We start from the raw sequence: 21,905 nt of genomic DNA, 5'->3' as shown, positions 1-21,905 counted from the left end.
TTTGCTTACTTTCTTTGCAGCAGCAAAGAAAGTGAGTCCCGCCCCGGACAGGGGCAGAGCAAATAAACCAAAACCAAAACAAGTTCCATAGGAGCACAAGTGCATCAAACGGCGTAAACAACACCCCCCAAGCGCCAGCGATCACCCACCGGCATGGGGCTACACAACACGCCGGCGGCAACAAAGAAAGCAGCAACCCAGGCAGGACACAAACAGAGCGGGCGACCGGACGAGGCGCATCGATAGTCAACGACATTGTGCGTTCCGGTAGCCCTCCATCAAAAGCGCAGCAAGTCGGACCAAAGCAGGGAAGGACCAGGTATGGCGACGATCAAAGACGTGGCAGCCATTGCAGGGGTGTCGTTCACGACGGTATCCCACGTAGTCAACAATTCGCGGCCCGTGTCGGCCGATGTACGGGCGAAAGTCGAGCGCGCGATCCGCGAGCTGGACTACGTGCCGTCGGCGGTGGCGCGCTCGCTCAAGGCGCGCTCGACCGCGACAATCGGGCTGCTCGTGCCCAACGCGACCAATCCGTATTTCGCGGAACTGGCGCGCGGCGTCGAGGACGGCTGCGCGAAGAACGGCTATTGCGTGTTCTTCTGCAACTCCGACGACGACCCCGCCAAGCAGCGCAGCTACCTGCGCGTGCTGCAGGAAAAACGCATCGACGGGCTCGTGATCGCCTCGGCGGGCGAGGACGCAGTGCTCGCGCAGGCGCTCGCGCATTCGCGCGAACCGATCGTGATCATCGACCGCAACATCGAGGGCGTCTCCGCCGATCTCGTGCAGATCGACCACGAAAAGGGCTCGTACCTCGCGACCAAGCACCTGCTGCAACTCGGCCACGCGGAAATCGGCTGCATCACCGGGCCGGTGTCGACCGCCGTAAGCGCCATGCGCGTGCACGGCTTCATCCGCGCGATGGCCGAGCGCGGCCTCGAAATCGAGCCGAATGCGATCGTCGAAAGCGATTTTTCGGCGACGGGCGGCTACGCGGCGGCCTCGCGCCTCTTCGACACCATGAAGCCGAGCGCGATCTTCGCCTGCAACGACATGATGGGCATCGGCGCATTGCGGGCGGCGGCGGAACGCCGTATCAGCGTGCCGGGCGACTGCTCGATCATCGGCTTCGACGATGTCGAGCTGAGCCGTTACACGTATCCGGCGCTGTCGACGGTCGGGCAGTCGGTGCGCGCGCTGGGCGAGATGGCCGCGCAGACGCTGATCGACCGCATCACCGGCAAGCTCGCCGGGACGACGCGCCGTCGCGTGGTCGCGCCGCGCCTGATCTGGCGCGAATCGACCGCGGTGGTCTCGGAGACGCGACAGCCGAAGCGCGGCGCGGTTCAGAAGGCCTGATGGCGCGCAGGCGCGAAAGGCACAAGTAGCGCGATTGGTGCGACAAGCGGATCAGCCGCGCCGCCAGAACCTGCGCCGGAGGCAGCGCATCGCCTGCCGGCCTGCAACCCACACTGAGACGAGACAACTATGAGCGCGGAACCCGCAAACCCCGCTGACGTAGAACGCCGTGGCCGCGTCGTCGTGGTCGGCAGCTTGAACATGGACCTCGTCGCCCGGGCGCCGCGGCTGCCGAAGCCGGGCGAAACCCTCGCCGGCCATGCGTTCGCGCAGGTGCCGGGCGGCAAGGGCGGCAACCAGGCGGTCGCTGCGGCCCGGCTCGGCGCGAATGTCGCGATGCTCGGTTTCGTCGGCGACGATCCGAACGGCGCGACGCTCAGGCGCGGGCTGGAAGCGGAGTCGATCGATTGCGCGGCGCTCGGCACGAGCACGTCGGCGCCGACGGGCGTGGCGCTGATCATCGTCGACGACGCCAGCCAGAACGCGATCGTGATCATCGCCGGCAGCAACGCCGACGTGACGCCCGCGACGATCGAGCGGCACGAAGCGCTCCTCGCCGCCGCCGACGTGATCGTCTGCCAGCTCGAAACGCCGCCGGAATCGGTGCGCGCCGCGCTGGCGGCAGGCCGACGCCTCGGCAAGACGACCATCCTCAATCCGGCGCCGGCCGCGACGACGCTTCCCGGCGACTGGTTCGCGCTCGTCGACTACCTGATCCCGAACGAACTCGAAGCCGCGACGCTGTCCGGCATCGATATCGCCACGCCCGACGACGCACGCCGCGCCGCTGCGGCATTGCATCAAAAGGGCGCGCGCAACGTGATCGTCACGCTCGGATCGAAGGGCGTGTTCGCACTGCTCGAAGACGGCGAAGGCGAGCACCTGAGCGCGCCGAGCGTGCGGGCAATCGACACGACCGCAGCCGGCGACACGTTTATCGGCGGGTTCGCCGCCGAACTTGCGCGCGGCAGCGCGGTAGCGGCGGCGATTACGTTCGGGCAACGCGCCGCCGCGGTCGCGGTCACGCGCGAGGGCGCCCAACCCTCCATTCCGCACCGCAGCGAAATCGCGACATGAACGTCTTCGATGAGTGCGTGAAAAGAACGTTTGTTCGTTCCCCACGTTTCATCAGACGAAAAATTTTCCTCAAGTGCCCGTATCGAAGGCCGTAATCCGGAGGTAAGCGGACCGCACAGAGTCCGCTTCGCTGGCAACCGCCGGCGACCAGACCGACCGTGGTCGGCTTCGATTTGGCATCAAGGAAAATCATGACAAAGAGTTTGACGATCAAGGCGCGCCTCGGCATCACGATGGCCTTTCTCGGCGCGCTGCTCATCGCGATCGGCGGCCTCGGCCTCGCCGGCATGAGCCGCTCCAACGACGCATTTCTCGAGACGTTTTCAGACCAGATGCCGAGCGCGATCGCGGTCGGTAATACCGAACTGTACGCAGCGCGCGAGCGGCTCGTGTTCGACCGCGCGGCGCTGCTCGTCGGCACCGACGAAGTGACGGCGACCGTCGCGCGGGCCCGCATGATGCGCGAGCGCGCCGACGCCTACTGGAAGGAATATTCGGCGCTGCCGCAAGGTCCGGCCGAAAAGCAACTCGCGGACGCCGCGCAGGCGAAACGCCTTGCGTTGCAGAAGCGCGTCGACGCGGGCCTGGAAGCCATCGCCGCCGCCGATCACGACCGCATCATCGCCGAGGCCAAGGCGATGCAGGCGACCTACAACGATCTGTCGACCGCCAACGATGCATTGCGCCGGGCATTGACGGAAAGCGCCCGCGACGGCTACGAAAGCGCCCAGCACACCTTCAGCCTGTTCCGCACGCTCAGCCTGCTGGCGATCGCGGCCGGCCTCGTGGCGGCGGCTTTTGCGTGGTTCTCGTTGCGTCGGGCGATCGCCCGGCCGCTCGACGAGGCGCTCGGCCATTTCGAGGCGATCGCGTCGGGCGACCTGCGCCGCACCGTCCACGTGCGTTCGCGCGACGAAATGGGCCTGCTGCTCGACGGCCTCTCGAAGATGCAGACCAGCCTCGTCACGACCGTCGAGACGATGCGCTCCGGCAGCGAATCGATCGCGGCGGCGACCAAGGAGATCGCGGCCGGCAATATCGACCTGTCGTCGCGCACGGAAGAGCAGGCGTCGGCGTTGCAGGAAACGGCAACGAGCATGGAGCAGTTGACGGGCACGGTCAGGCAGAACGCCGACAACGCCCGCCAGGCGAGCGCGCTGGCCGCGAACGCCTCGGAGATCGCGAACAAGGGCAGCGCCGTCGTGAGCCAGGTGGTCGGCACGATGGGCGACATCAACCAGAGCTCGGCGAAGATCGCGGACATCATCACGATCATCGAGGGCATCGCGTTCCAGACCAACATCCTCGCGCTCAACGCGGCCGTCGAAGCGGCGCGCGCGGGCGAGGAAGGGCGCGGCTTCGCGGTCGTGGCGGGCGAGGTGCGCACGCTCGCGCAGCGCTCGTCGGCGGCGGCGAAGGAGATCAAGGAACTGATCGATACGTCGGTGGCGCGCGTGCGCTCGGGCACGACGCTCGTCGACGAAGCCGGTCGCACGATGAACGAGATCATCGGCGCGGTGCAGCGCGTGACCGACATCATGGGCGAGATCGCGGCGGCATCCGAGGAGCAGAGCAGCGGCATCGAGCAGGTGGCGCGCGCCGTCACGCAGATGGACGAAGTCACGCAGCAGAACGCGGCGCTCGTCGAGGAAGCGGCGGCGGCGGCCCAATCGCTGGAGGACCAGGCGGCGCGGCTGCGGCAGGCGGTTTCGGTGTTCCAGTTGAACGACAGCGCGGCTTCGTCGAACGCCAGGACGGCGCCGGCGCGCACGGTGACGGTGCCGCGTCCTCCGGCGCGCAAGCCCGCTGCGGCGGCAGCGGCGGTTGCGGCTGCGGCCAGGCGCGTTCCTGCTGTACCACAAGCGACGCGCCCCGGCGCGCCCGTGGCGATGGCCGCGGCGACGTCAGGCGGCGACTGGGAAACCTTCTGAGCCATCGGTCGCCGCGAGCCGGCCGGCAGTTACAAATTGGATCGAACCCGCGCGCGCCGCGCATCCTCGTGCGGCGCGCGTTTGCTTTTGTAACCGCATCCGGGCTCGATCGGTTACGAAGTTGAAGTCGCAGGGCAATAGCGGTAGCTCGTACACTGTTGGCAATCCGCATCACGTACACCGAGGACATCCGCCATGACCGAATCGACACTCGCCGCACAACTGGTTCGAGCACGTGAGCAGCACGCGCTGATCGAGGAACTCGCCGCCCCCGACATTCCCGCCGACGCCGGCGCCGCCTACGCGATCCAGCACGAAGTCCTGAGGCTGATGAAGGCGCAAATCGGCGCGTGGAAGGTCGGCGCGCGAACGCCGTCGGCACCGCCTTCAGGCGCCCCGATCGGCTCGACGCTCGTCCATGCGTCGCCGGCGCGGCTCGAACTCGCGTCGTTCTTTCGCGTGCTGATCGAGATGGAGATCGCGTTTCGCTTCGAACGTGCGCTGCCGGCGCGCGCCGAGCCCTACACGCGCGGGGAAGTGCTCGACGCACTCGGCGGCGTGGCCGTGACGCTCGAAGTCGTCGACAGCCGGTTTGCGCAGTGGCCGAACCTCGCGCCGCTCGCGCAACTGGCCGATTCGCAGAACAACGGCGCGCTGATCGTCGGCGGCTTCGAACCCTACAACGTCGTCGCGCCCGGCTTCGACTTCCTTGCGCCGCGCCTCGAACTGACGCTCGACGGCGAATCGATCGTGCCCGCGGCCGTCGGCAATCCGGCGGGCGATCCGCGCGAGCTGCTGGTGTGGTTCGTCAATCATTGCTCGCACATGGGTCTCGCGGTCGAGCCGTTCTGGACCATCACGGCGGGCACGTATACGGGCGCTCACCGCGTCGAAGTGCCGGGACTGCTGCGCGGCTCCATCGACCGCATCGGCGAGATCGAGCTGGCGCTGGTGTAACTGAAACGCGAACGCAATCGTTTGAGGAAGCGGGTTTGAACAAACCCGCGACAACCCGATGCCCGATACCCGATATATCCATTTCCGTGTAAAGGGTATCGAACCTGAGCTTGCATGGCGGACGTGTCGCGCCGTAATGCGGAGGCGAATATGACAACGGTATCGATCGCTTCGCGTGTTGAACACAATCGGCCAATGACACGCGCATTGCATAGCAATTGCGCATGTCGCGTGAGTGGATCGGAGAGGGTGTTCATGCCGGACATGGCAGCAGACCACGCCGCCGACTGCCAGGAGCAGAAGGGTTCGCGATGGCCACCGCTGTGGATAACTGTGCTGTTACGAGGTGAAGCGAACAGGCAAGCCGGACTTGAAGCAACACGATAGGGCCATCGGGACTGAGGATTGTAGGTGAACGAAAATGATCCACCAAGCTAGGAATACTTCGAAGCAAATCAGCAACGCTAGTGCGTGAAAAAAAATTCGAAAGGGTTTAGGATGAATTCAAGCGATGTCGTTTCGATTACGCGCTCCGCGCACGGCAACGCTTTCTGACTTCGGCGAGGAGGTAGCATGGATATCTACAGCAGTTTCGCGACGCGCTTCGAAAAGACTCGCGAGGAGGAGTTCTCGCTCGAAGAGTATCTCGCGCTCTGCAAAGAAGATCCTGCCACGTATGCAACAGCGGGCGAGCGGATGTTGACGGCCATCGGGGAACCCGAACAGGTCGATACTCGCCTCGATCCGCGTTTATCGCGTGTGTTTGCGAACAAGGTCATCAAGGTGTATCCGGCATTCCGCGAGTTCTACGGAATGGAGGAAGTGATCGAACACGTCGTGTCGTATTTCCGGCACGCGGCACAGGGTCTCGAAGAAAAGAAGCAGATCCTGTATTTGCTGGGTCCGGTGGGCGGCGGCAAGTCGTCGATCGCGGAGCGCCTGAAGCAGCTCATGGAGCGCGTACCCTTCTACTCGATCAAGGGCTCGCCGGTGAACGAGTCGCCGCTCGGTCTCTTCGACTATGACGAAGACGGCCCGGTGCTCGAAGAACAGTACGGCATCCCGCGCCGCTATCTGAAGAACATCCTGAGCCCGTGGGCGGTGAAGCGCCTGCACGAGTACAACGGCGACATCCGCAAGTTCCGTGTCGTGCGGCGCTATCCGTCGATCCTTCGGCAGATCGGCATCGCGAAGACGGAACCGGGCGACGAGAACAACCAGGACATCTCGTCGCTGGTCGGCAAGGTCGATATCCGCAAGCTCGAAACCTACTCGCAGGACGACGCCGACGCCTACAGCTACTCCGGCGGCCTGTGTCTCGCGAACCAGGGCCTGCTCGAATTCGTCGAAATGTTCAAGGCGCCGATCAAGGTGTTGCACCCGCTGCTCACCGCGACCCAGGAAGGCAACTTCAAGGGCACGGAAGGCTTCGGCGCGATCCCGTTCGATGGCGTGATCCTCGCCCACTCGAACGAGTCGGAATGGAAGGCGTTCCGCAACAACAAGAACAACGAGGCGCTGCTCGACCGGATCTTCGTCGTGAAGGTGCCGTACTGCCTGCGCTATAGCGAAGAAGTGAAGATCTACGAGAAGTTGCTGCGCAACTCGTCGCTGGCCGAAGCGGTGTGCGCACCCGGCACGCTCAAGATGATGGGGCAGATGGCGGTGCTCACGCGCCTGCATGAGCCGGAGAACTCCAGCCTCTTCTCGAAGATGCAGGTGTACGACGGCGACAACCTGAAGGACACCGACCCGAAGGCGAAGTCGTACCAGGAGTATCGCGACTTCGCGGGCGTCGATGAAGGCATGACCGGTGTCTCGACGCGTTTCGCGTTCAAGATCCTCTCGCGTGTCTTCAACTTCGATTCGAGCGAAGTGGCGGCCAATCCGGTGCACCTGATGTACGTGCTCGAACAGCAGATCGAACGCGAGCAGTTCCCACCGGAAACGGAGCAGAAGTACCTGTCGTTCATCAAGGACGTTCTGGCGTCCCGTTATGCGGAATTCATCGGCAAGGAGATTCAGACCGCGTATCTGGAATCGTATTCGGAGTATGGACAAAACATCTTCGATCGCTACGTGACCTATGCCGACTTCTGGATTCAGGACCAGGAGTTCCGCGATCACGACACCGGCGAGAGCTTCGACCGCGCGGCGCTGAATGCCGAGCTGGAGAAGATCGAGAAGCCGGCGGGCATCAGCAACCCGAAGGACTTCCGCAACGAGATCGTGAATTTCGTGTTGCGGGCGCGGGCGGCCAACGGTGGCAAGAATCCGGCGTGGATCAGCTACGAGAAGCTGCGCGTGGTGATCGAGAAGAAGATGTTCTCGAATACCGAAGAACTTCTGCCGGTGATTTCGTTCAATGCCAAGGGATCGGCGGAAGAACAGCGCAAGCACGAAGACTTCGTCAACCGGATGGTCGCGAAGGGCTACACGCCGAAGCAGGTGCGCCTGCTCTGCGACTGGTATCTGCGCGTGCGCAAGTCGTCGTGATGGGAGATGCAAGAGTCGACATGACGAGATCGTGAAACCCTACGTATCAGGCCTGCGCCACTCCGCTTCGATGGTTCGTGCAGCTCATGCTGCTCGCGTTGCACGAACCATCGCAGGCGGTCCGGCGCGGGCTCCTTGCGAGGCGTGAATCACGGCATCGGCCGCATTCAAGCGGCGGACGCCCACGCAGCGCCTCGCTTCCTCGCCATTAACGCGGGAGACTGGATGTGCTGCACCAAATCATCGACCGCAGGTTAGCCGGTAAGAACAAGAGCATCGCCAACCGCGAACGCTTTCTGCGCCGCGTCAAGAACTACATTCGCCGCGCGGTTTCCGACGCGGTGCGCGACCGCAGCATCAAGGACATTCAAAACACGCAGAGCATCACGATCCCGAAGAAGGACATCGCCGAACCGTCGTTCCGGCATGGCCCTGGCGGCAAGCGTGAACTCGTGCATCCGGGCAACGCCGACTACATTCGCGGCGACAAGATCCAGCGTCCGCAAGGCGGCGGCGGCGGGGGCGGCAAGACCGCCAGCAACGAGGGCGACGGGCAGGACGACTTCGTCTTCGAGTTGTCGCGCGAAGAATTCATGCAGTACTTCTTCGACGACCTCGAATTGCCGCGTCTCGTGAAAACCCAGTTGCTCGCGGTGCCGACCTGGAAGAATGTCCGCGCGGGCTGGGCGGCGGAAGGCACGCCGAACAACATCGACGTGGTTCGTTCATTGCGCAGCGCGCTTGGCCGGCGGATCGCGCTCGGTTCGCCGCTCCTCTCCCAGTTGCACGAGATGCAACGGCAACTGGAAGTGCTCAAGGAAGAAAACGCCGACCCGGAGGACATCGCGCGCCTCGAAGCCGACATCGTGATCATGCAGGGCCGCATCACGCGGATTCCGTTCATCGATCCGTTCGATTTGCGCTACGTGAACCGCGTGAAGCAGCCGACGCCATCCAGCAAGGCCGTGATGTTCTGCCTGATGGACGTGTCCGGTTCGATGGACGAACAGCGCAAGGACTTGTCGAAGCGCTTCTTCATTTTGTTGTACCTGTTCCTGAACCGGAACTACGAGAAGATCGAGGTGGTGTTCATCCGCCATCACACGCGCGCCGAGGAAGTCGACGAAGACACCTTCTTCCATTCGACCGAAAGCGGCGGCACGGTCGTATCCAGCGCGCTCGAACTGATGAAGAAGATCATGAACGAGCGCTATTCGCCGTCTGAATGGAACATTTACGGCGCACAGGCCTCGGACGGCGACAACTGGACCGACGATTCGCCGAAGTGCCGCAAGCTCTTGTCGGAAGACATCCTGCCCAAAGTACGGTATTTTGCCTATATTCAAGTGGCGCCCGAAGAGCAGAATCTGTGGCTGGAGTACGCGCAACTCGCGTTCACCGCCCCGGAACTCGCGATGAAAAAGGTCGAATCGGCCGCGGACATCTATCCTGTGTTTCGCGAACTGTTCGAGAAACAACAGGCGGCTGCATGACGACAAGGCATCTCCACAACGAAGCACGTGGGTATCACCTGGATGGCAATGGCGAGCGCGGCACCGACGACCGCGCGCCGTCGAAGCTGGAAGTGGAGCAACGGAGCGCGCCCCTGACGGTGCGGAAGGAAGGCAGCATGAATGTTGCGGAAAAGAGGCCGTTGCCGTGCCCGTCGGACTGGACCTTCGAGCTGATCGAGGAATACGACACCGAAATCGCGCGCGTCGCCGAGCGGTACAAGCTGGACGTATATCCGATCCAGCTCGAACTGATCAGCGCCGAGCAGATGATGGATGCGTACGCGTCGGTCGGCATGCCGGTGAACTACCGGCACTGGTCGTTCGGGAAACACTTTCTATCGACCGAGAAAAGCTATCGGCGCGGGCAGATGGGCCTCGCGTACGAGATCGTCATCAATTCGAATCCTTGCATCGCGTACCTGATGGAAGAGAACACGATGACGATGCAGGCGCTCGTCATCGCGCACGCCGCGTATGGGCACAACTCGTTTTTCAAGGGCAATTACCTGTTCCGCCTGTGGACGGACGCGCACGCGATCATCGATTACCTCGTCTATGCGAAGAATTACATCGCGGAATGCGAAGAGCGTCACGGGCTCGATCGCGTCGAGGAACTGCTCGATTCGTGCCATGCGCTGATGAACTACGGCGTCGACCGCTACAAGCGGCCGCAGAAGTTGTCGCTCGCGAAAGAAGCGGCGATGCGCCGGGAGCGCGAGACCTATTTGCAGTCGCAGGTGAATGAACTGTGGCGCACGCTGCCGAACAAGAAAGCACAGACTTCCGAGGAAATCGAAAGCCGCTATCCGCCCGAGCCGCAGGAGAACCTGCTGTATTTCGCGGAAAAGAATGCGCCGCTCCTGGAGCCGTGGGAACGCGAAGTGATCCGCATCGTGCGCAAGGTCGGACAGTACTTTTATCCGCAGCGCCAGACGCAGGTCATGAACGAAGGCTGGGCCACGTTCTGGCACTACACGCTGCTGAACACGCTCTATAACGAAGGCCGGCTCGAAGACGGCTTCATGATGGAGTTCCTGCATTCGCACAGCAACGTGGTGTATCAGCCGCCGGTGACAAAGCCGTATTACAGCGGCATCAACCCGTACGCGCTCGGCTTTTCGATGATGAGCGACATCCGCCGCATCTGCGAGAACCCGACCGACGAAGACCGCGAGTGGTTCCCCGAACTCGCCGGCAGCGACTGGCTCGAATCGCTGCACTATGCAATGCGCAACTTCAAGGACGAGAGCTTCATCGCGCAGTATCTGTCGCCGCATCTGATCCGCGAGATGCGCCTCTTCTCGATCCTCGACGACGACATGCGAGAAGCGCTCGAAGTGTCGGCGATTCATGACGAAAGAGGTTATCGATATGTGCGGCAGGCGCTGTCGCGGCAATACGACATGCATCATCGCGAGCCGAACATCCAGGTGTATTCGGTGAATACGCGCGGTGACCGCAGTCTCACGCTGCGGCATTTCATGACGGATAACCGGCATCTCTCCCACGACAGCGACGAAGTGCTCAAGCACATGGCGCGGCTTTGGCAGTTCGACGTTTATCTGGAAAGCGTCGATGAGAATGGTACGGTGAGGAAGCGGTTCGAGTGCAAGTACGTGCCGCGCGAGGCGCGTTAGCGAACAGGCCAAGTTGGAGCGTCAGCCCAGCCCGTGTGAGTCAGTGATTCACACGGGCTTTTTCATGTCCGGGCGTTTGAGATTGCCATGCCCCGTCGATTGGGTGCGACTTGCCAGCGACGACTTGAAGGTTATAATGTATATACGATCACGTATATCAATCGGGTGGCAAAATGAACCTTCAGGTCGCAAAGTGGGGCAATAGTGTGGCGCTGCGCATTCCGGCGGAGTTCGTGCGTCGCCTTGGTATCAAGGAAGGCGATCAGGTACAGGTGAATCTGACCGCCGATGGAGGTATCTGCATTCACGCAGCCAGGTGGGACCGTAAATCATTTGTGCAGGAACTGGAAGAGACGCGCGAGGCAATGCCGATGACCGACTCTGTGATGGAAGAAGTACGGCGCGGAGCACGTTATTGATGACGGTGTATGTCGATACGAGCGTGCTCGTTCCGCTTTGCGTGAACGAGCCGATGAGCGCCGCTGTCGCAAAGTGGTATGCAGGCTGCACGGATGAACTGACCTCCGCAGTGTGGTGCGTGACGGAATTCGCCAGCGCCCTCGGCATCAAGCAACGCACAGGACAAATATCGGCCGACCAGGGTGCATCTGCGTGGCAGGCCTTCGAGCGCCTTTGCGCTGGAGATCTGCAACTCTTGCCGCTCGAACCACACACGTTTCATCGCGCGGCCGCGCTGACCCTGGATGCGTCGACCGGACTGCGCGCGGGTGATGCGCTGCACCTTGCGTGCGCGCTGGATGCCAGGGTCAAAGCCATGGCAACGCTCGATGATGTGCTGGCTCGCAACGCCGGGCGCATGAAAATCAAACCGCTCGCATTCTGAGCGGTGCCAGCCTCGCTCACCTGTTCGTCCCGCTTTCCTTGCCCTGCGCGTACAGATCCCAGCTCGCCATGAAAAGCGCGGCGATCAGCGGCCCGATCACAAAGCCGTTGATGCCGAAGAGCGCCATCCCGCCCAGCGTCGAAATCAGCACGACCCAGTCGGGCATCTTCGTGTCCTTGCCGACGAGGATCGGACGCAACACGTTGTCGACCAGACCGATCACCACGACGCAAAACGTGATCAGGATCACCCCGCGCCAGATGTCGCCCGTCATCAGTAAGTAGGCGGCGGCCGGCGCCCAGACGAGCCCCGCACCGATCGCGGGCAGCAGCGACAAAAAGGCCATCAGCACGCCCCACAGCAGCGACCCCTGGACCCCGAGAATCCAGAAAATCAGCCCGCCGAGCAGCCCCTGGACCGCCGCAACCGCGATATTGCCCTTGACCGTCGCGCGCACGACGGTCGTGAACTTGGCGATCAAATGCTGCTTGTGCGTTTCATCGAGCGGCAGCGCGCGGCGGATGCGCCGGCCGATCTCGCCGCCGTCGCGCAGCAGGAAAAACACCAGATACAACATCATGCCGAAGCTGATCACGAACTGGAACGTATTCTGGCCGATGCTCAGTGCCTGTTCCGCGACGAACTGGCTGATCTGCGCGGCGCCGGCGGTCAGCCGGCGCTGGATGCCCGGAATGTCGTCGAGACCGAAGCGGCCGAGCAGATGCTGCACCGACACCGGCAGCGCGTGCACGCCTTGCTGGAAGTACTGCGTGAAGTTCGGCTGACCGGATTTGATCTGCGCGTACGCGAGGGTGATTTCCTGCACGAGCGTCACCGCGACCAGCGCGAGCGGCAGGATGACGATCAGGATGATGATGACGAGCGTCGTCAGGGCGGCGAGATTGCGGCGCTTGCCGAAGCGGATCGTGAGCCAGCGCTGCAGCGGCTGGAACAGGATGGCGAGAATCGTGCCCCAGAAGACCGCGCCGAAAAACGGCAGCAGGATCCAGCCGAGCGCGACCGTCACGACCAGAAGCAAAATGTGGAAGAAGTGCTGGTGAACCGAGTCGTTATCCATGGATGCTCAATGAATTCGTACGCCGCGAGGCGCGCGGACGATGCGTATAAGGTGCAGGCGATTGCGCTGCTGCGGTGCAATAATCGGGCCGGCAATGCTAACACGGTGGTTGCGCGTCAAGCTTTGAGCGTCGAAACGGTCGAGCGGTTCGCGCGCCGGAAGGAAGCGCGATTAGGGAAACCGGCGTTGCGTCGACTAAAATCCGACTCTCCCGTGCGCGGCGAGCGCAATGTTTTGTCGATTCGCTCGCCCCAGAACCATTTTCCCGTCCGAACAAAACAATGAATCCAGGAGTTGCATACGCATTCGCCGCCTTTGCGATCTGGGGACTGTTTCCGATCTACTTCAAGGCGCTGCATTCGATCGGCGCGGTGGAGATGCTCGCGCACCGGATGGCCTGGTCGATGGTGTTTCTCCTTGTCGTGCTCACGGTGCGGCGGCAGTGGAGCTGGATCGTGCCCGTCATGCGGAACCGCCGCCAGCTCGCGCGCTTCGCGGCGAGCGCCGTGCTGCTTTCGACAAACTGGGGCATCTACATCTGGGCCGTCAACGATGGACGCATCGTCGAGGCGAGTCTCGGCTACTTCATCAATCCGCTCATCAATGTGCTGTTCGGCATGGCGTTCCTGCACGAACGGCTGCGGCCGTTGCAGTGGGTGTCGGTGGTGATCGCGGCGGCGGGCGTGCTCTGGCTCACGTGGGCGAACGGGGCGCCGCCCTGGATCAGCCTCGCGCTCGCGCTGACTTTCGGCGGCTACGGGCTCCTGCGCAAGACCGCACGCCTCGGCGCGCTGGAAGGGCTGACGCTCGAAACCATGTTGCTGTGCCCGCTCGCGGCAATCTATCTGGCGATTCTCGGCACCCACGGGACGAGCGGCTTCGGCCATGCCTCGTTCGGCGTCAAGGTACTGCTCATCGCGGCGGGGCCGATCACCGCGGTCCCGCTGCTGCTGTTCGCGGCGGGCGCGCGCCGCATCCCGCTTTCGATGCTCGGGCTCATCCAGTACATCACGCCGTCGCTGCAGTTGCTGATCGGCGTGCTGATCTATCAGGAGCCCTTCGGCCACGACCGGCTGATGGGCTATGGCGCGATCTGGGCGGCGCTCGCCGTCTATTCGCTGGAGGGCATCTGGCGTGCGCGTCAGGTGGCGCCTCCCAAACCGATCGGGAGCGGCGCGCGATGAAAGTCCTACTCTTTGGCGCGACCGGCATGGTCGGGCAGGGCGTGTTGCGCGAATGCCTGCTCGACACGGACGTCACCGAAGTCGTGACGCTCGGGCGCACGGCCACCGGCATGCGGCACGCGAAGCTGCGCGAGATCGTGCATCGCGACCTGTTCGATTACGCGCCGATCGAGGGAGAACTCAGCGGTTTCGACGCGTGTTTCTTTTGCCTGGGTGTGTCGTCGTTCAGGATGAGCGAAGCGGACTACACGCGCCTCACCTACGACCTGACGATGGCCGCCGCCCGAACGCTCGCGCGGCTCAATCCGGCGATGACCTTCGTCTACGTGACGGGCGCCGGCAGCGACAGCACCGAGCACGGCCGCAGCATGTGGGCGCGCGTGAAGGGCCGCACGGAGAACGCCCTGCTGCGGCTGCCGTTCAAGGCGGCGTTCATGTTCCGGCCGGGCGCGATCGTGCCGATGCACGGCGTGCGGTCGAAGACCGCGTTGTACCAGACGATGTATTCGCTTACGCGTCCGGTGTTGCCGGTCTTGCAGCGCGTGTTTCCGAACGCGATCGTTACCACCGAGCAGGTGGGGCGCGCGATGCTCGCGGTGGCGAAACGGGGGGCGCCGGCGGCGATACTCGAGAGCCGGGATATCGCGCGGTACCGCTAGCGCTGGATTGGGTGGTGCGTGCACCATTTGATGCGCCTGGGCTTCCATGGAAGCGCACCCAGGCGCCAGCGACCAACCTACCGCGTCGCATCGCCCCAACGATATTCCACCGTCGCGTCATCGAGCTTCGCCTTCACCTGCGGATCAAGCGTGAGATCGATCGCGGCGAGCGTATCGGCGAGCTGCTCGGGCCGGCTCGCCCCGATGATCGCCGATGTCACGGCCGGGTTCGCCAGCACCCACGCCAGCGACGTTCTCGCGAGCGACTCGCCCGTTTCCCCGGCAATGCCCTTCAGCTTCTCGATCGTCTGGAATTCGCGCTCGTGCCAATACCGCTGCGTGTACATTTCGCCGGCCTTGCCAACGGTCGCGGTGAACCGTCCGTCGGAAGGTGCCGCGTCATGCCTGTGCTTGCCGGTCAACAGCCCGCCCGCGAGCGGGTTATACGGAATCACCGCAAGCTGTTCTTCGGTGGCAAGCGGAAGCAGTTCGCGCTCGATCTGACGAAACAGCAGGTTATAGCGCGGCTGCACCGACACGAACCGCGCAAGACGCAACGCATCCGAGCGGCCCAGCGCCCGCGCGAGCCGGTACGCCAGAAAATTCGACACGCCGATGTAACGCGCCTTGCCATGCCGGACGATCGTATCGAGCGCTTCGAGCGTTTCGTCGAGCGGTGTCTCGCGGTCGTCGGAGTGCAGTTGGTACAGGTCGACGTAATCGGTATTCAGGCGCTTGAGCGAAGCGTCGATGGCATCGAGCAGGTGCTTGCGCGATGCGCCCTGGTCCCACGCCGACGGTCCCATCTTGCCGACCGCCTTGGTCGCGAGGATGTAGCGGTCGCGCTTGCCCTTGAGCCAGCGGCCGACGATTTCCTCCGTCCGCCCCGCGATCGTCTCGGTGCCGCCGAGCGGGTAGACATTGGCGGTATCGATGAAGTTGACGCCGGCGTCGGCGGCGCGGTCCATGATGCTGCGCGACGCGTCTTCTTCCGTCTGCAAGCCGAACGTCATCGTGCCGAGGCACAAGCGCGAAACGCTGAGGCCGGTACTGCCGAATTTGCGATATTGCACGATGGACTCCGTAAAGTTGGATCAGGGTCGATGAGACGCGTCCGATAGCATAGCGTCGGCGCCGCGAGCCTGCAGAAGCACCGCCGTCAACGAGGCATCAACGAGGCGCATCAATGAGTGATCGCTGAGCCGCCGCCGCGCGCCGCGCCGGCTGCGGCGCGGCGTCGAGCCGGCGGAACACCAGCGCCGACAGCAGCGTGATGACGCCGACGCACACGAAGCTCAGCCGGAAGCCGAGTGCAGCCGAGCCGGACTGCGCCTCGAACACCTGCACGAGACCGCCGCCGATCGACACGCCCAGCCCGATCGCGAGCATCTGCACCATCGAGAAGAGGCTGTTGCCGCTGCCCGCGTCCTTGATCGACAGGCCCTTGAGCGTGACGCTGTTCATCGCCGCGAATTGCATGGAGTTGCAGGCGCCGAACACGGCGAGGATCGCGATCTCTACGGCGAGCGGTGTGCCCGGCGAGAACAGCGCGAACGCGACGATCGACGCGCCCACCAAAAGCGTATTCACGAGCAAGAAGGCGTCATAGCCATAGCGCTTGACGAGGGGCGCGATCCAGCCCTTCGCGATCGTGCCGGCGAACGCGGCCGGCAGCATCATGAGGCCGGAGTGCAGCGGGGTGTAGCCGAGTTCGAGCTGCATCAGGAGCGGCAGCAGGAACGGCACGGCGCTCGACCCGATCCGGCAGAGCAGGTTGCCGACCAGCCCGACGCTGAAGTTCGGCTCGCTGAAGAGCGCGAGCTGGAACAGCGGATTCCTGCGCCGCCGGGCGTGCGGGATATACGCGAGCGCCGCGACCGCGCTCACTGCGAACAGCGCGCACGCGACCAGTGCGCGATGCGTCTCGACCGGGCTGTCGAGCGCCATCGAGAACGAGACCATGCAAAGCGACAGCAAGCCGCAGCCGACGAAATCGAACGGCGGCGCATCGGCGATGGCGTCGTTCGGCAAGTAGCGATGCACCGCGAGCAGGCCGAGCGCCCCGATCGGCACGTTGATGAGGAAGATCCAGTGCCACGAGATCGATTCGACGAACCAGCCGCCGAGCGTCGGGCCGAGAATCGGGCCGACCTGTCCGGCGATCGAAATGACGGCGAGCGCGGAGACGTAGGCTTCGCCGGTCACGCTGCGCAGCACCGCAAGCCGGCCGATCGGCAGCAGCATCGAGCCGCCGATGCCCTGCAGCACGCGCGCGAGGATCAGTTGGTTCAGCGTATGCGCGCCCGCGCAGCAGAGCGAACCGATCACGAACAACAGAATCGCGACGAAGTAGACGCGCCGCGTGCCGAAGCGGTCGGCGAGCCAGCCCGAGGCGGGCGTGAGGAGCGCCATCGTCAGCGTGTAGGCGACCACGATCGACTGCATCGCGAGCGGCTGCGCATCCAGGCTGTGGGCGATCGAGGGCAGGGCGGTGTTGACGATCGTCGTGTCGAGCGCCTGCATGAAAAAGCCGACGGCGACGATCCATAAAAGCGCAGTGTGGGAAGACTGTCTGGTCATGAGAGGGCGGGAGAAAGGCGAGGGCGGCGCCTGAAAAAGCCATCACGAAATGGTACTGAACGTCGGCGCCATCGGGAACCCCGCTAACCACATTGACTGCAATCGCCAAATCCGATCACAATCGCCTATGCTCAATCCCGTCTGGCTGCGGCTCATGACGCGCGACACCCATTCGCTCGCGCTCACCGCCGACGGCGAAGCCATGCTCGTGCACGCTCGCGTGATCCTGGAGGCGATGACGCACGCGGAATCGCAGTTCCGCTCGCCGCGTCTGCGTGGCCGGGTGCGGCTCGGTTCATCGGATGATCTGGCGCTCGGGCCGCTGCCGAGCGTGCTTGCCGCGTTTCGCAGCACGCATCCCGACGTCGAGCTCGAGATCACCATCGGCATGACGGGCCAGCTTTACCAGTTGCTCGATGCCGGCGCGATCGACCTGGCGGTCGGCAAGCGGCGCCTCGGCGACGCGCGCGGCACGCGGCTTTTCAGCGGGCGGCTCGAATGGCTCGCGAAAACCGGCACCGAGGTCGACCTCGACTTGCCGCTGCCGCTGATCCTCGTCGCCGAACCGAGCGTGACGCGCGCCGTCGTGCTCGATGCGCTCGCGATGGCCGGCGCCCGCTGGCAGATGGTCTGCACGAGCAGCAGCCATGCGGGCTGTATCGCGGCGGCGCGCGGCGGGCTGGGGCTCACGGTGCGCTCGCATTTCCTCGCGGGGCGCGGACTCGCGCCGCCCGTGAACCGTGCGGCGTTGCCCGAGTTGCCCGAGGTCGAATTCATTGCGCTCGGGGCGAAGCACCTGAGCCGCCCGGCTGAAACGCTATTGCAACTGCTGCAGGACAGCGACCTGCGCGGCGAGTGGGACGGGGAATAGAAGCTGTCGAGCGCGAATATCGTTAGCAAGTTTGCTTCGTTGTGTGCGGTGCGGCATCGAACTTATGCTGTTTTTCTACTGATTTGAACGCGGAGAAATGCACATGACGACGACTCACGCATCGCTCGAAAAGGCGAGCGACGCGCCCCTTCTCGAACGCTTCGCGAGCGTGTTCGAGCGCATCGCGGCGGGCGCGGTCGAGCGCGAGCAAAAGCGCGAACTTGCCGGCGATGCGGTGCGCTGGCTGAAGGAATCGGGTTTCACGGCGCTGCGCGTGCCGCGCCAGTACGGCGGAAGCGGCGCGACGCTGCCGCAGTTCTTCACGCTGCTGACGCGTCTCGGCGAAGCGGATTCGAATCTGCCGCAAATTCTGCGGCTGAACTTCGGCTTCATCGAATTGCGCCTCGAAAGCGACGACGAAGCCGCCCGCGCGCGCTGGCTTTCGCGCATCGCGCAGGGCGAGACGGTCGGCGCGGCGATTTCGGAGCGCACGGGCTCGACGCACAACACCGTCACGGTGACGCCGGACGACGCGAGCGGCCAGTGGCGCCTGAACGGCGAGAAGTACTACAGCACCGGCGCGCTCTACGCCGACTGGATCAACGTCACGGCGCACGACGGCGAACAGGACGTGCATCTGCTCGTGCGCGGCGATGCGCCCGGCGTCACCCGTCTCGACGACTGGGACGGTTTCGGCCAGCGGCTGACCGCGAGCGGCACGACGCGCTTCGAGAACGTGCTCGTCGCCGAGGACCAGATTTTGTACCGCTTCAACGCGTCCGCGCCGCGCCGCAATACGCTAGTGACGTCGTTCTACCAGGCCGTGCATCTCGCGACGCTCGCGGGCATCGCGCGGGCCGTGCTGCGCGACGGCGTCGCGTTCGTGCAGGGCCGCACGCGGACTTTCGGCGTGCCGGGGCGCTCCAGCCCGCGCGACAGTCCGCTCGTGCATCGCGTGGTCGGACGGCTCGCGAGCCTCGCGTATTCGGCGGAAAGCATCGTGGATTCGGTGGCGGCGGCGCTGGAGAACGTGCACCGCGCGCGTGTCGAAGGGCGAGCGTCGAGCGAGGATTACGTCGCGCTCGACATTCAGGTCTACAAGGCACAGCAGATCGTGATCGAGCAGGTGCTGGAAGCCTCGACGCTGTTGTTCGAGGTCGGCGGCGCCAGCGCGACGAGCGAAGCGCGCCGGCTGGATCGCCATTGGCGCAACGCGCGCGTGATCGCGTCGCACAATCCCGCGATCCAGCGCGAGGCGGCGGTCGGCGCTTTCCATCTGAACGGCACCGCGCCGAACGAGCGCTTCAGTCTGCCGCACACGGCGGGTGCGGCTGAAGCGGCGCAAGCGAAAACGAATCCGCGCGATGCGTCCGGCGCGCGGGCGGCTCGGTTTGATGCGGCGCTGGCTGAAAGCGGGCGGTAATCGACGATCGAGCGCGGCCGGCCCGTCGACATGGACCGGCACCGCGCCGAACGACCGCTTCAGCCTGCCGCAGATGGAGGAAGCGGCGGAAGCGAAAGGGTGACGGCACGGTTCAACGCGGCGGTGCCCGAAAGCGGGCGGTAATCAACGATTGCGTGCGGCCGGTAAGTCCGACCAACACCTCACCGTTACCCTTTGCGCAATTCTCCGCGCGACCGCGATTCCCGATTGCAACGTTCGAATCTCTTCTTATATATTGAGCGGCATTTCCGCCCGCGCCTGGCGCCTCCGGCTTACCCGGTCCTTACGCCGCCTCCCATGAACGTCGCCGACCTGCGCCGCGCCACTCGCGCGAAAACATCACACGCTGCGCGCCGCGCGCCCACGTCGCCAACCCGCCGGTGACTGGCATCGTCGAATCCGCTGCGCGCCGGCGCACGCGAACCATCCTGCGCGCCGCGTGCGCCAGCGCGCTCGCGTTCGCCTTCAGCGCCACAGCCCATGCCGCGTCCTATCTCGCAAAGCACTGCGCGGAACTCGAAGGCGCGACGATCCCCGCATCGGTGATCGGGCTGCCGACGCGCGGCGCCGCCATCTGGACCGCGTCCGTCGTGAAGGCGGCCGCGCCCGGCAACCGCAATGGCGAGTACTGCCGGATCGTCGGCAGCATCAAGGCGGTCGAGGACAACGCGCCCGACATCCGCTTCGAAGTGAACTTGCCGAGCCGCTGGAACGGCCGCGCGCTGCAGATGGGCGGGGGCGGCTACAGCGGCGTCCTCGTGAGCGGCACCGAGCCGATGCCGTTCGCGCCGGACTCGACGCCGCTCGCGAAGGGTTACGCGACCTTCGGGTCGGACTCGGGCCACGTCGGCAACTCGGGCCGCGCGGACTTCGCCGACAACGACGAAGCGATCCTCAACTTCGGCTTCGGCCACCTGAAGAAGACGCACGACGTCGCGCTCGCGCTGATCCAGATGGGCTACGGACGCGGCCCTGAGAAAACCTACTTCGCGGGCGGCTCGACGGGCGGCCGCGAGGGCTTCACAGTCGTCCAGCGCTATCCCGCCGACTACGACGGCGTGATCGCCAACGCGCCGGCCATCAACTTCTCGGGCGTGCGGCTGATGGGCGTGAAGGTCGGACAGGCGTCGTATGGAAAGCCGGGCGGCTACGTCGGACTCGCGCAGCAGCGGCGCGTGTTCGAAACTGTCGTTCACGAATGCGACAAGCTCGACGGTGCGGCGGACGGCATCGTCAGCAACGTGGAAGCGTGCCGCAAGCTCGAGCCGCAGATCATCGCGGACGTGCGCTGCGCGAACGGACAGCGGCCGCCGCTGCGCGACAGTTGCCTGTCGGATGCGCAACTCGCGACGCTCGACACGCTGCGCGACGGACTGAACCTGCCGTACATGCTCGCGTTCGGCGTCGATACGTATCCGGGCTACAACGTGTATCAGGGCGTGGATTTTTCGGGCGTGCTCGGCCTCGGCGATTCGCCGACGCTCGTTAGCCCGCCGAGCTTCGCGGTGAACGGCTATCTGTTCGCGCAGGGCGACGCGTTCATCAAGCACTTCGTCACGCGCGACCTGAGCTACAACAGCATCGGCTTCGACCTCGCGAATCCGGGACGCTACCGGCAGCGGCTCTTCGCGCTGTCGTCGCAGGTCGGCGCGATGAACACGGATCTCACCGCGTTCATCGCGCGCGGCGGCAAGCTGATCGCGATGCACGGCCTCGCCGATGAAGTCATCAGCCCGAACCAGACCATCGCGTTCTATCGACTGCTTGTCGATCGTTACGGGCAGAGTGGGGTCGACGGGTTCATGCGGCTCTATATGGTGCCGGGTTTCCAGCACGGCAACGGCGTGTTCATCCCGGCGTGGGACGAGCTCGGCGCGCTCGACCAGTGGGTCATGCACGATATCGCGCCTGAGACGCTCGTTGGCACTGACATCGCGCTTGCGACCAATGGACGGTCGCGGCCGATGTGTCGGTATCCCGGTTATCCGCGGTATTTCGGCAAGGGCAATGTCAATAATGCGTCGAGCTTTCGATGCGTCTATCCGTGAGCGCTGGCGCTTGGGGTTGGGGGGTGGGGTGGGTTGGGTTGGGTTGGGTGCTTTTACACCGTTTGATGCGCTTGGGCTTCTGTGGAACTTGTTTTGTTTTTGGTTTATTGGCTCTGCCCCTGTCCGGGGCGGGACTCACTTTCTTTGCTGCTGCAAAGAAAGTAAGCAAAGAAAGCAGCTTCCCACCGCCAATGCTTGCCAGTCGCCGCCAGCCCGTTATGTC

At 64.2% G+C, this 21,905-nt stretch carries 17 protein-coding genes and 1 pseudogene; 15 read left to right on the top strand and 3 right to left on the bottom strand.

The genetic code is table 11. The features are described from left to right. Positions 1 to 321 precede the first annotated feature (321 nt). The 9 genes from AWB68_RS33860 (at position 322) to AWB68_RS33820 (ending at position 11,818) form a co-directional block, all read left to right on the top strand. The gene (locus AWB68_RS33860; protein ID WP_087648651.1) at positions 322 to 1,362 is read left to right on the top strand and encodes a LacI family DNA-binding transcriptional regulator; all 1,041 of its coding nucleotides are present in this window, start codon (positions 322 to 324) and stop codon (positions 1,360 to 1,362) included. Positions 1,363 to 1,491: 129 nt separating this feature from the next. Continuing rightward, complete coding sequence (gene rbsK / locus AWB68_RS33855) at positions 1,492 to 2,439, top strand: ribokinase (protein ID WP_087648650.1); 948 nt, start codon at positions 1,492 to 1,494, stop codon at positions 2,437 to 2,439. A gap of 191 nt (positions 2,440 to 2,630) precedes the next feature. After that, positions 2,631 to 4,370: a methyl-accepting chemotaxis protein gene (locus AWB68_RS33850; protein WP_087648649.1), complete on the top strand. Its 1,740-nt coding sequence runs from the start codon at positions 2,631 to 2,633 to the stop codon at positions 4,368 to 4,370. Between the two features lie 195 nt (positions 4,371 to 4,565). After that, positions 4,566 to 5,327: a hydratase gene (locus tag AWB68_RS33845; protein WP_087648648.1), complete on the top strand. Its 762-nt coding sequence runs from the start codon at positions 4,566 to 4,568 to the stop codon at positions 5,325 to 5,327. A gap of 573 nt (positions 5,328 to 5,900) precedes the next feature. Next, positions 5,901 to 7,823 carry a PrkA family serine protein kinase gene (locus AWB68_RS33840; RefSeq protein ID WP_087648647.1) on the top strand — a complete coding sequence of 641 codons (1,923 nt, stop codon included), beginning with the start codon at positions 5,901 to 5,903 and terminating at the stop codon, positions 7,821 to 7,823. 227 nt (positions 7,824 to 8,050) lie between these two features. After that, positions 8,051 to 9,316, top strand: coding sequence for a YeaH/YhbH family protein (locus AWB68_RS33835; RefSeq protein WP_087648646.1), 1,266 nt, complete (start codon positions 8,051 to 8,053; stop codon positions 9,314 to 9,316). After that, positions 9,313 to 10,974, top strand: a complete 1,662-nt coding sequence (locus AWB68_RS33830; RefSeq protein WP_087648645.1) for a SpoVR family protein — start codon at positions 9,313 to 9,315, stop codon at positions 10,972 to 10,974. The genes AWB68_RS33835 and AWB68_RS33830 overlap by 4 nt, the downstream gene beginning before the upstream one ends. 173 nt (positions 10,975 to 11,147) lie before the next feature. After that, positions 11,148 to 11,393 (top strand): AbrB/MazE/SpoVT family DNA-binding domain-containing protein, encoded by a 246-nt coding sequence (locus AWB68_RS33825; RefSeq protein WP_087648644.1) that lies wholly within the window; start codon positions 11,148 to 11,150, stop codon positions 11,391 to 11,393. Further along, positions 11,393 to 11,818, top strand: a complete 426-nt coding sequence (locus AWB68_RS33820) for a type II toxin-antitoxin system VapC family toxin (protein ID WP_087648643.1) — start codon at positions 11,393 to 11,395, stop codon at positions 11,816 to 11,818. The genes AWB68_RS33825 and AWB68_RS33820 overlap by 1 nt, the downstream gene beginning before the upstream one ends. A 16-nt stretch (positions 11,819 to 11,834) precedes the next feature. Here the strand turns inward: AWB68_RS33820 and AWB68_RS33815 are convergent, their stop codons facing one another. Then, a complete protein-coding gene (locus AWB68_RS33815) occupies positions 11,835 to 12,896 on the bottom strand; it encodes an AI-2E family transporter (protein ID WP_087648642.1) in 1,062 nt (353 codons plus the stop codon). A 9-nt stretch (positions 12,897 to 12,905) separates the two neighbouring features. On the opposite strand from AWB68_RS33815, the gene AWB68_RS33810 reads away from it, so the two are divergent. Genes AWB68_RS33810 through AWB68_RS33800 form a run of 3 tightly spaced genes read left to right on the top strand, consistent with a single transcriptional unit; the run spans position 12,906 to position 14,739 of the window. After that, positions 12,906 to 13,181, top strand: coding sequence for a hypothetical protein (locus AWB68_RS33810; protein WP_087648641.1), 276 nt, complete (start codon positions 12,906 to 12,908; stop codon positions 13,179 to 13,181). Further along, positions 13,178 to 14,080, top strand: coding sequence for an EamA family transporter RarD (gene rarD / locus AWB68_RS33805; protein ID WP_087648640.1), 903 nt, complete (start codon positions 13,178 to 13,180; stop codon positions 14,078 to 14,080). Before AWB68_RS33810 ends, rarD begins: the two co-directional genes overlap by 4 nt. Continuing rightward, positions 14,077 to 14,739 carry a Rossmann-fold NAD(P)-binding domain-containing protein gene (locus AWB68_RS33800; protein WP_087648639.1) on the top strand — a complete coding sequence of 221 codons (663 nt, stop codon included), beginning with the start codon at positions 14,077 to 14,079 and terminating at the stop codon, positions 14,737 to 14,739. Before rarD ends, AWB68_RS33800 begins: the two co-directional genes overlap by 4 nt. Positions 14,740 to 14,816: 77 nt before the next feature. On the opposite strand, the gene AWB68_RS33795 is transcribed toward AWB68_RS33800, so the two are convergent. Next, entirely contained in the window at positions 14,817 to 15,812 is a 996-nt protein-coding gene (locus tag AWB68_RS33795; protein ID WP_087648638.1) for an aldo/keto reductase, read from the bottom strand. 97 nt (positions 15,813 to 15,909) lie between these two features. Next, positions 15,910 to 17,319 (bottom strand): multidrug transporter subunit MdtD, encoded by a 1,410-nt coding sequence (gene mdtD / locus AWB68_RS33790; RefSeq protein WP_087648637.1) that lies wholly within the window; start codon positions 17,317 to 17,319, stop codon positions 15,910 to 15,912. Positions 17,320 to 17,467: 148 nt separating this feature from the next. Between mdtD and AWB68_RS33785 the strand changes: the two are divergent. The 3 genes and pseudogenes from AWB68_RS33785 to AWB68_RS33775 form a co-directional block, all read left to right on the top strand. Next, positions 17,468 to 18,190 (top strand): annotated as a pseudogene (locus AWB68_RS33785) (LysR family transcriptional regulator); the annotation flags it as partial. A gap of 103 nt (positions 18,191 to 18,293) precedes the next feature. Next, positions 18,294 to 19,613 (top strand): acyl-CoA dehydrogenase family protein, encoded by a 1,320-nt coding sequence (locus tag AWB68_RS33780; RefSeq protein ID WP_235028630.1) that lies wholly within the window; start codon positions 18,294 to 18,296, stop codon positions 19,611 to 19,613. A gap of 401 nt (positions 19,614 to 20,014) precedes the next feature. After that, entirely contained in the window at positions 20,015 to 21,682 is a 1,668-nt protein-coding gene (locus AWB68_RS33775; RefSeq protein ID WP_374729631.1) for a tannase/feruloyl esterase family alpha/beta hydrolase, read from the top strand. Positions 21,683 to 21,905 lie beyond the last annotated feature (223 nt).

Source organism: Caballeronia choica, from assembly GCF_001544535.1.
In the GTDB taxonomy this organism is placed as follows: Bacteria; Pseudomonadota; Gammaproteobacteria; order Burkholderiales; family Burkholderiaceae; genus Caballeronia; species Caballeronia choica.
Note: the sequence above shows the minus strand (reverse complement) of the source record. Positions and strands in the feature narration are given on the sequence as shown.

Excerpts from the sequence above, each read along its gene's own strand:
- AWB68_RS33860 (WP_087648651.1), top strand. The coding sequence starts at position 322 with ATGGCGACGATCAAAGACGTGGCAGCCATTGCAGGGGTGTCGTTCACG.
- rbsK (WP_087648650.1), top strand. The coding sequence starts at position 1,492 with ATGAGCGCGGAACCCGCAAACCCCGCTGACGTAGAACGCCGTGGCCGC.
- AWB68_RS33850 (WP_087648649.1), top strand. The coding sequence starts at position 2,631 with ATGACAAAGAGTTTGACGATCAAGGCGCGCCTCGGCATCACGATGGCC.
- AWB68_RS33845 (WP_087648648.1), top strand. The coding sequence starts at position 4,566 with ATGACCGAATCGACACTCGCCGCACAACTGGTTCGAGCACGTGAGCAG.
- AWB68_RS33840 (WP_087648647.1), top strand. The coding sequence starts at position 5,901 with ATGGATATCTACAGCAGTTTCGCGACGCGCTTCGAAAAGACTCGCGAG.
- AWB68_RS33830 (WP_087648645.1), top strand. The coding sequence starts at position 9,313 with ATGACGACAAGGCATCTCCACAACGAAGCACGTGGGTATCACCTGGAT.
- AWB68_RS33825 (WP_087648644.1), top strand. The coding sequence starts at position 11,148 with ATGAACCTTCAGGTCGCAAAGTGGGGCAATAGTGTGGCGCTGCGCATT.
- AWB68_RS33820 (WP_087648643.1), top strand. The coding sequence starts at position 11,393 with ATGACGGTGTATGTCGATACGAGCGTGCTCGTTCCGCTTTGCGTGAAC.
- AWB68_RS33815 (WP_087648642.1), bottom strand. The coding sequence starts at position 12,896 with ATGGATAACGACTCGGTTCACCAGCACTTCTTCCACATTTTGCTTCTG.
- AWB68_RS33810 (WP_087648641.1), top strand. The coding sequence starts at position 12,906 with ATGAATTCGTACGCCGCGAGGCGCGCGGACGATGCGTATAAGGTGCAG.
- rarD (WP_087648640.1), top strand. The coding sequence starts at position 13,178 with ATGAATCCAGGAGTTGCATACGCATTCGCCGCCTTTGCGATCTGGGGA.
- AWB68_RS33800 (WP_087648639.1), top strand. The coding sequence starts at position 14,077 with ATGAAAGTCCTACTCTTTGGCGCGACCGGCATGGTCGGGCAGGGCGTG.
- mdtD (WP_087648637.1), bottom strand. The coding sequence starts at position 17,319 with ATGACCAGACAGTCTTCCCACACTGCGCTTTTATGGATCGTCGCCGTC.
- AWB68_RS33780 (WP_235028630.1), top strand. The coding sequence starts at position 18,294 with ATGACGACGACTCACGCATCGCTCGAAAAGGCGAGCGACGCGCCCCTT.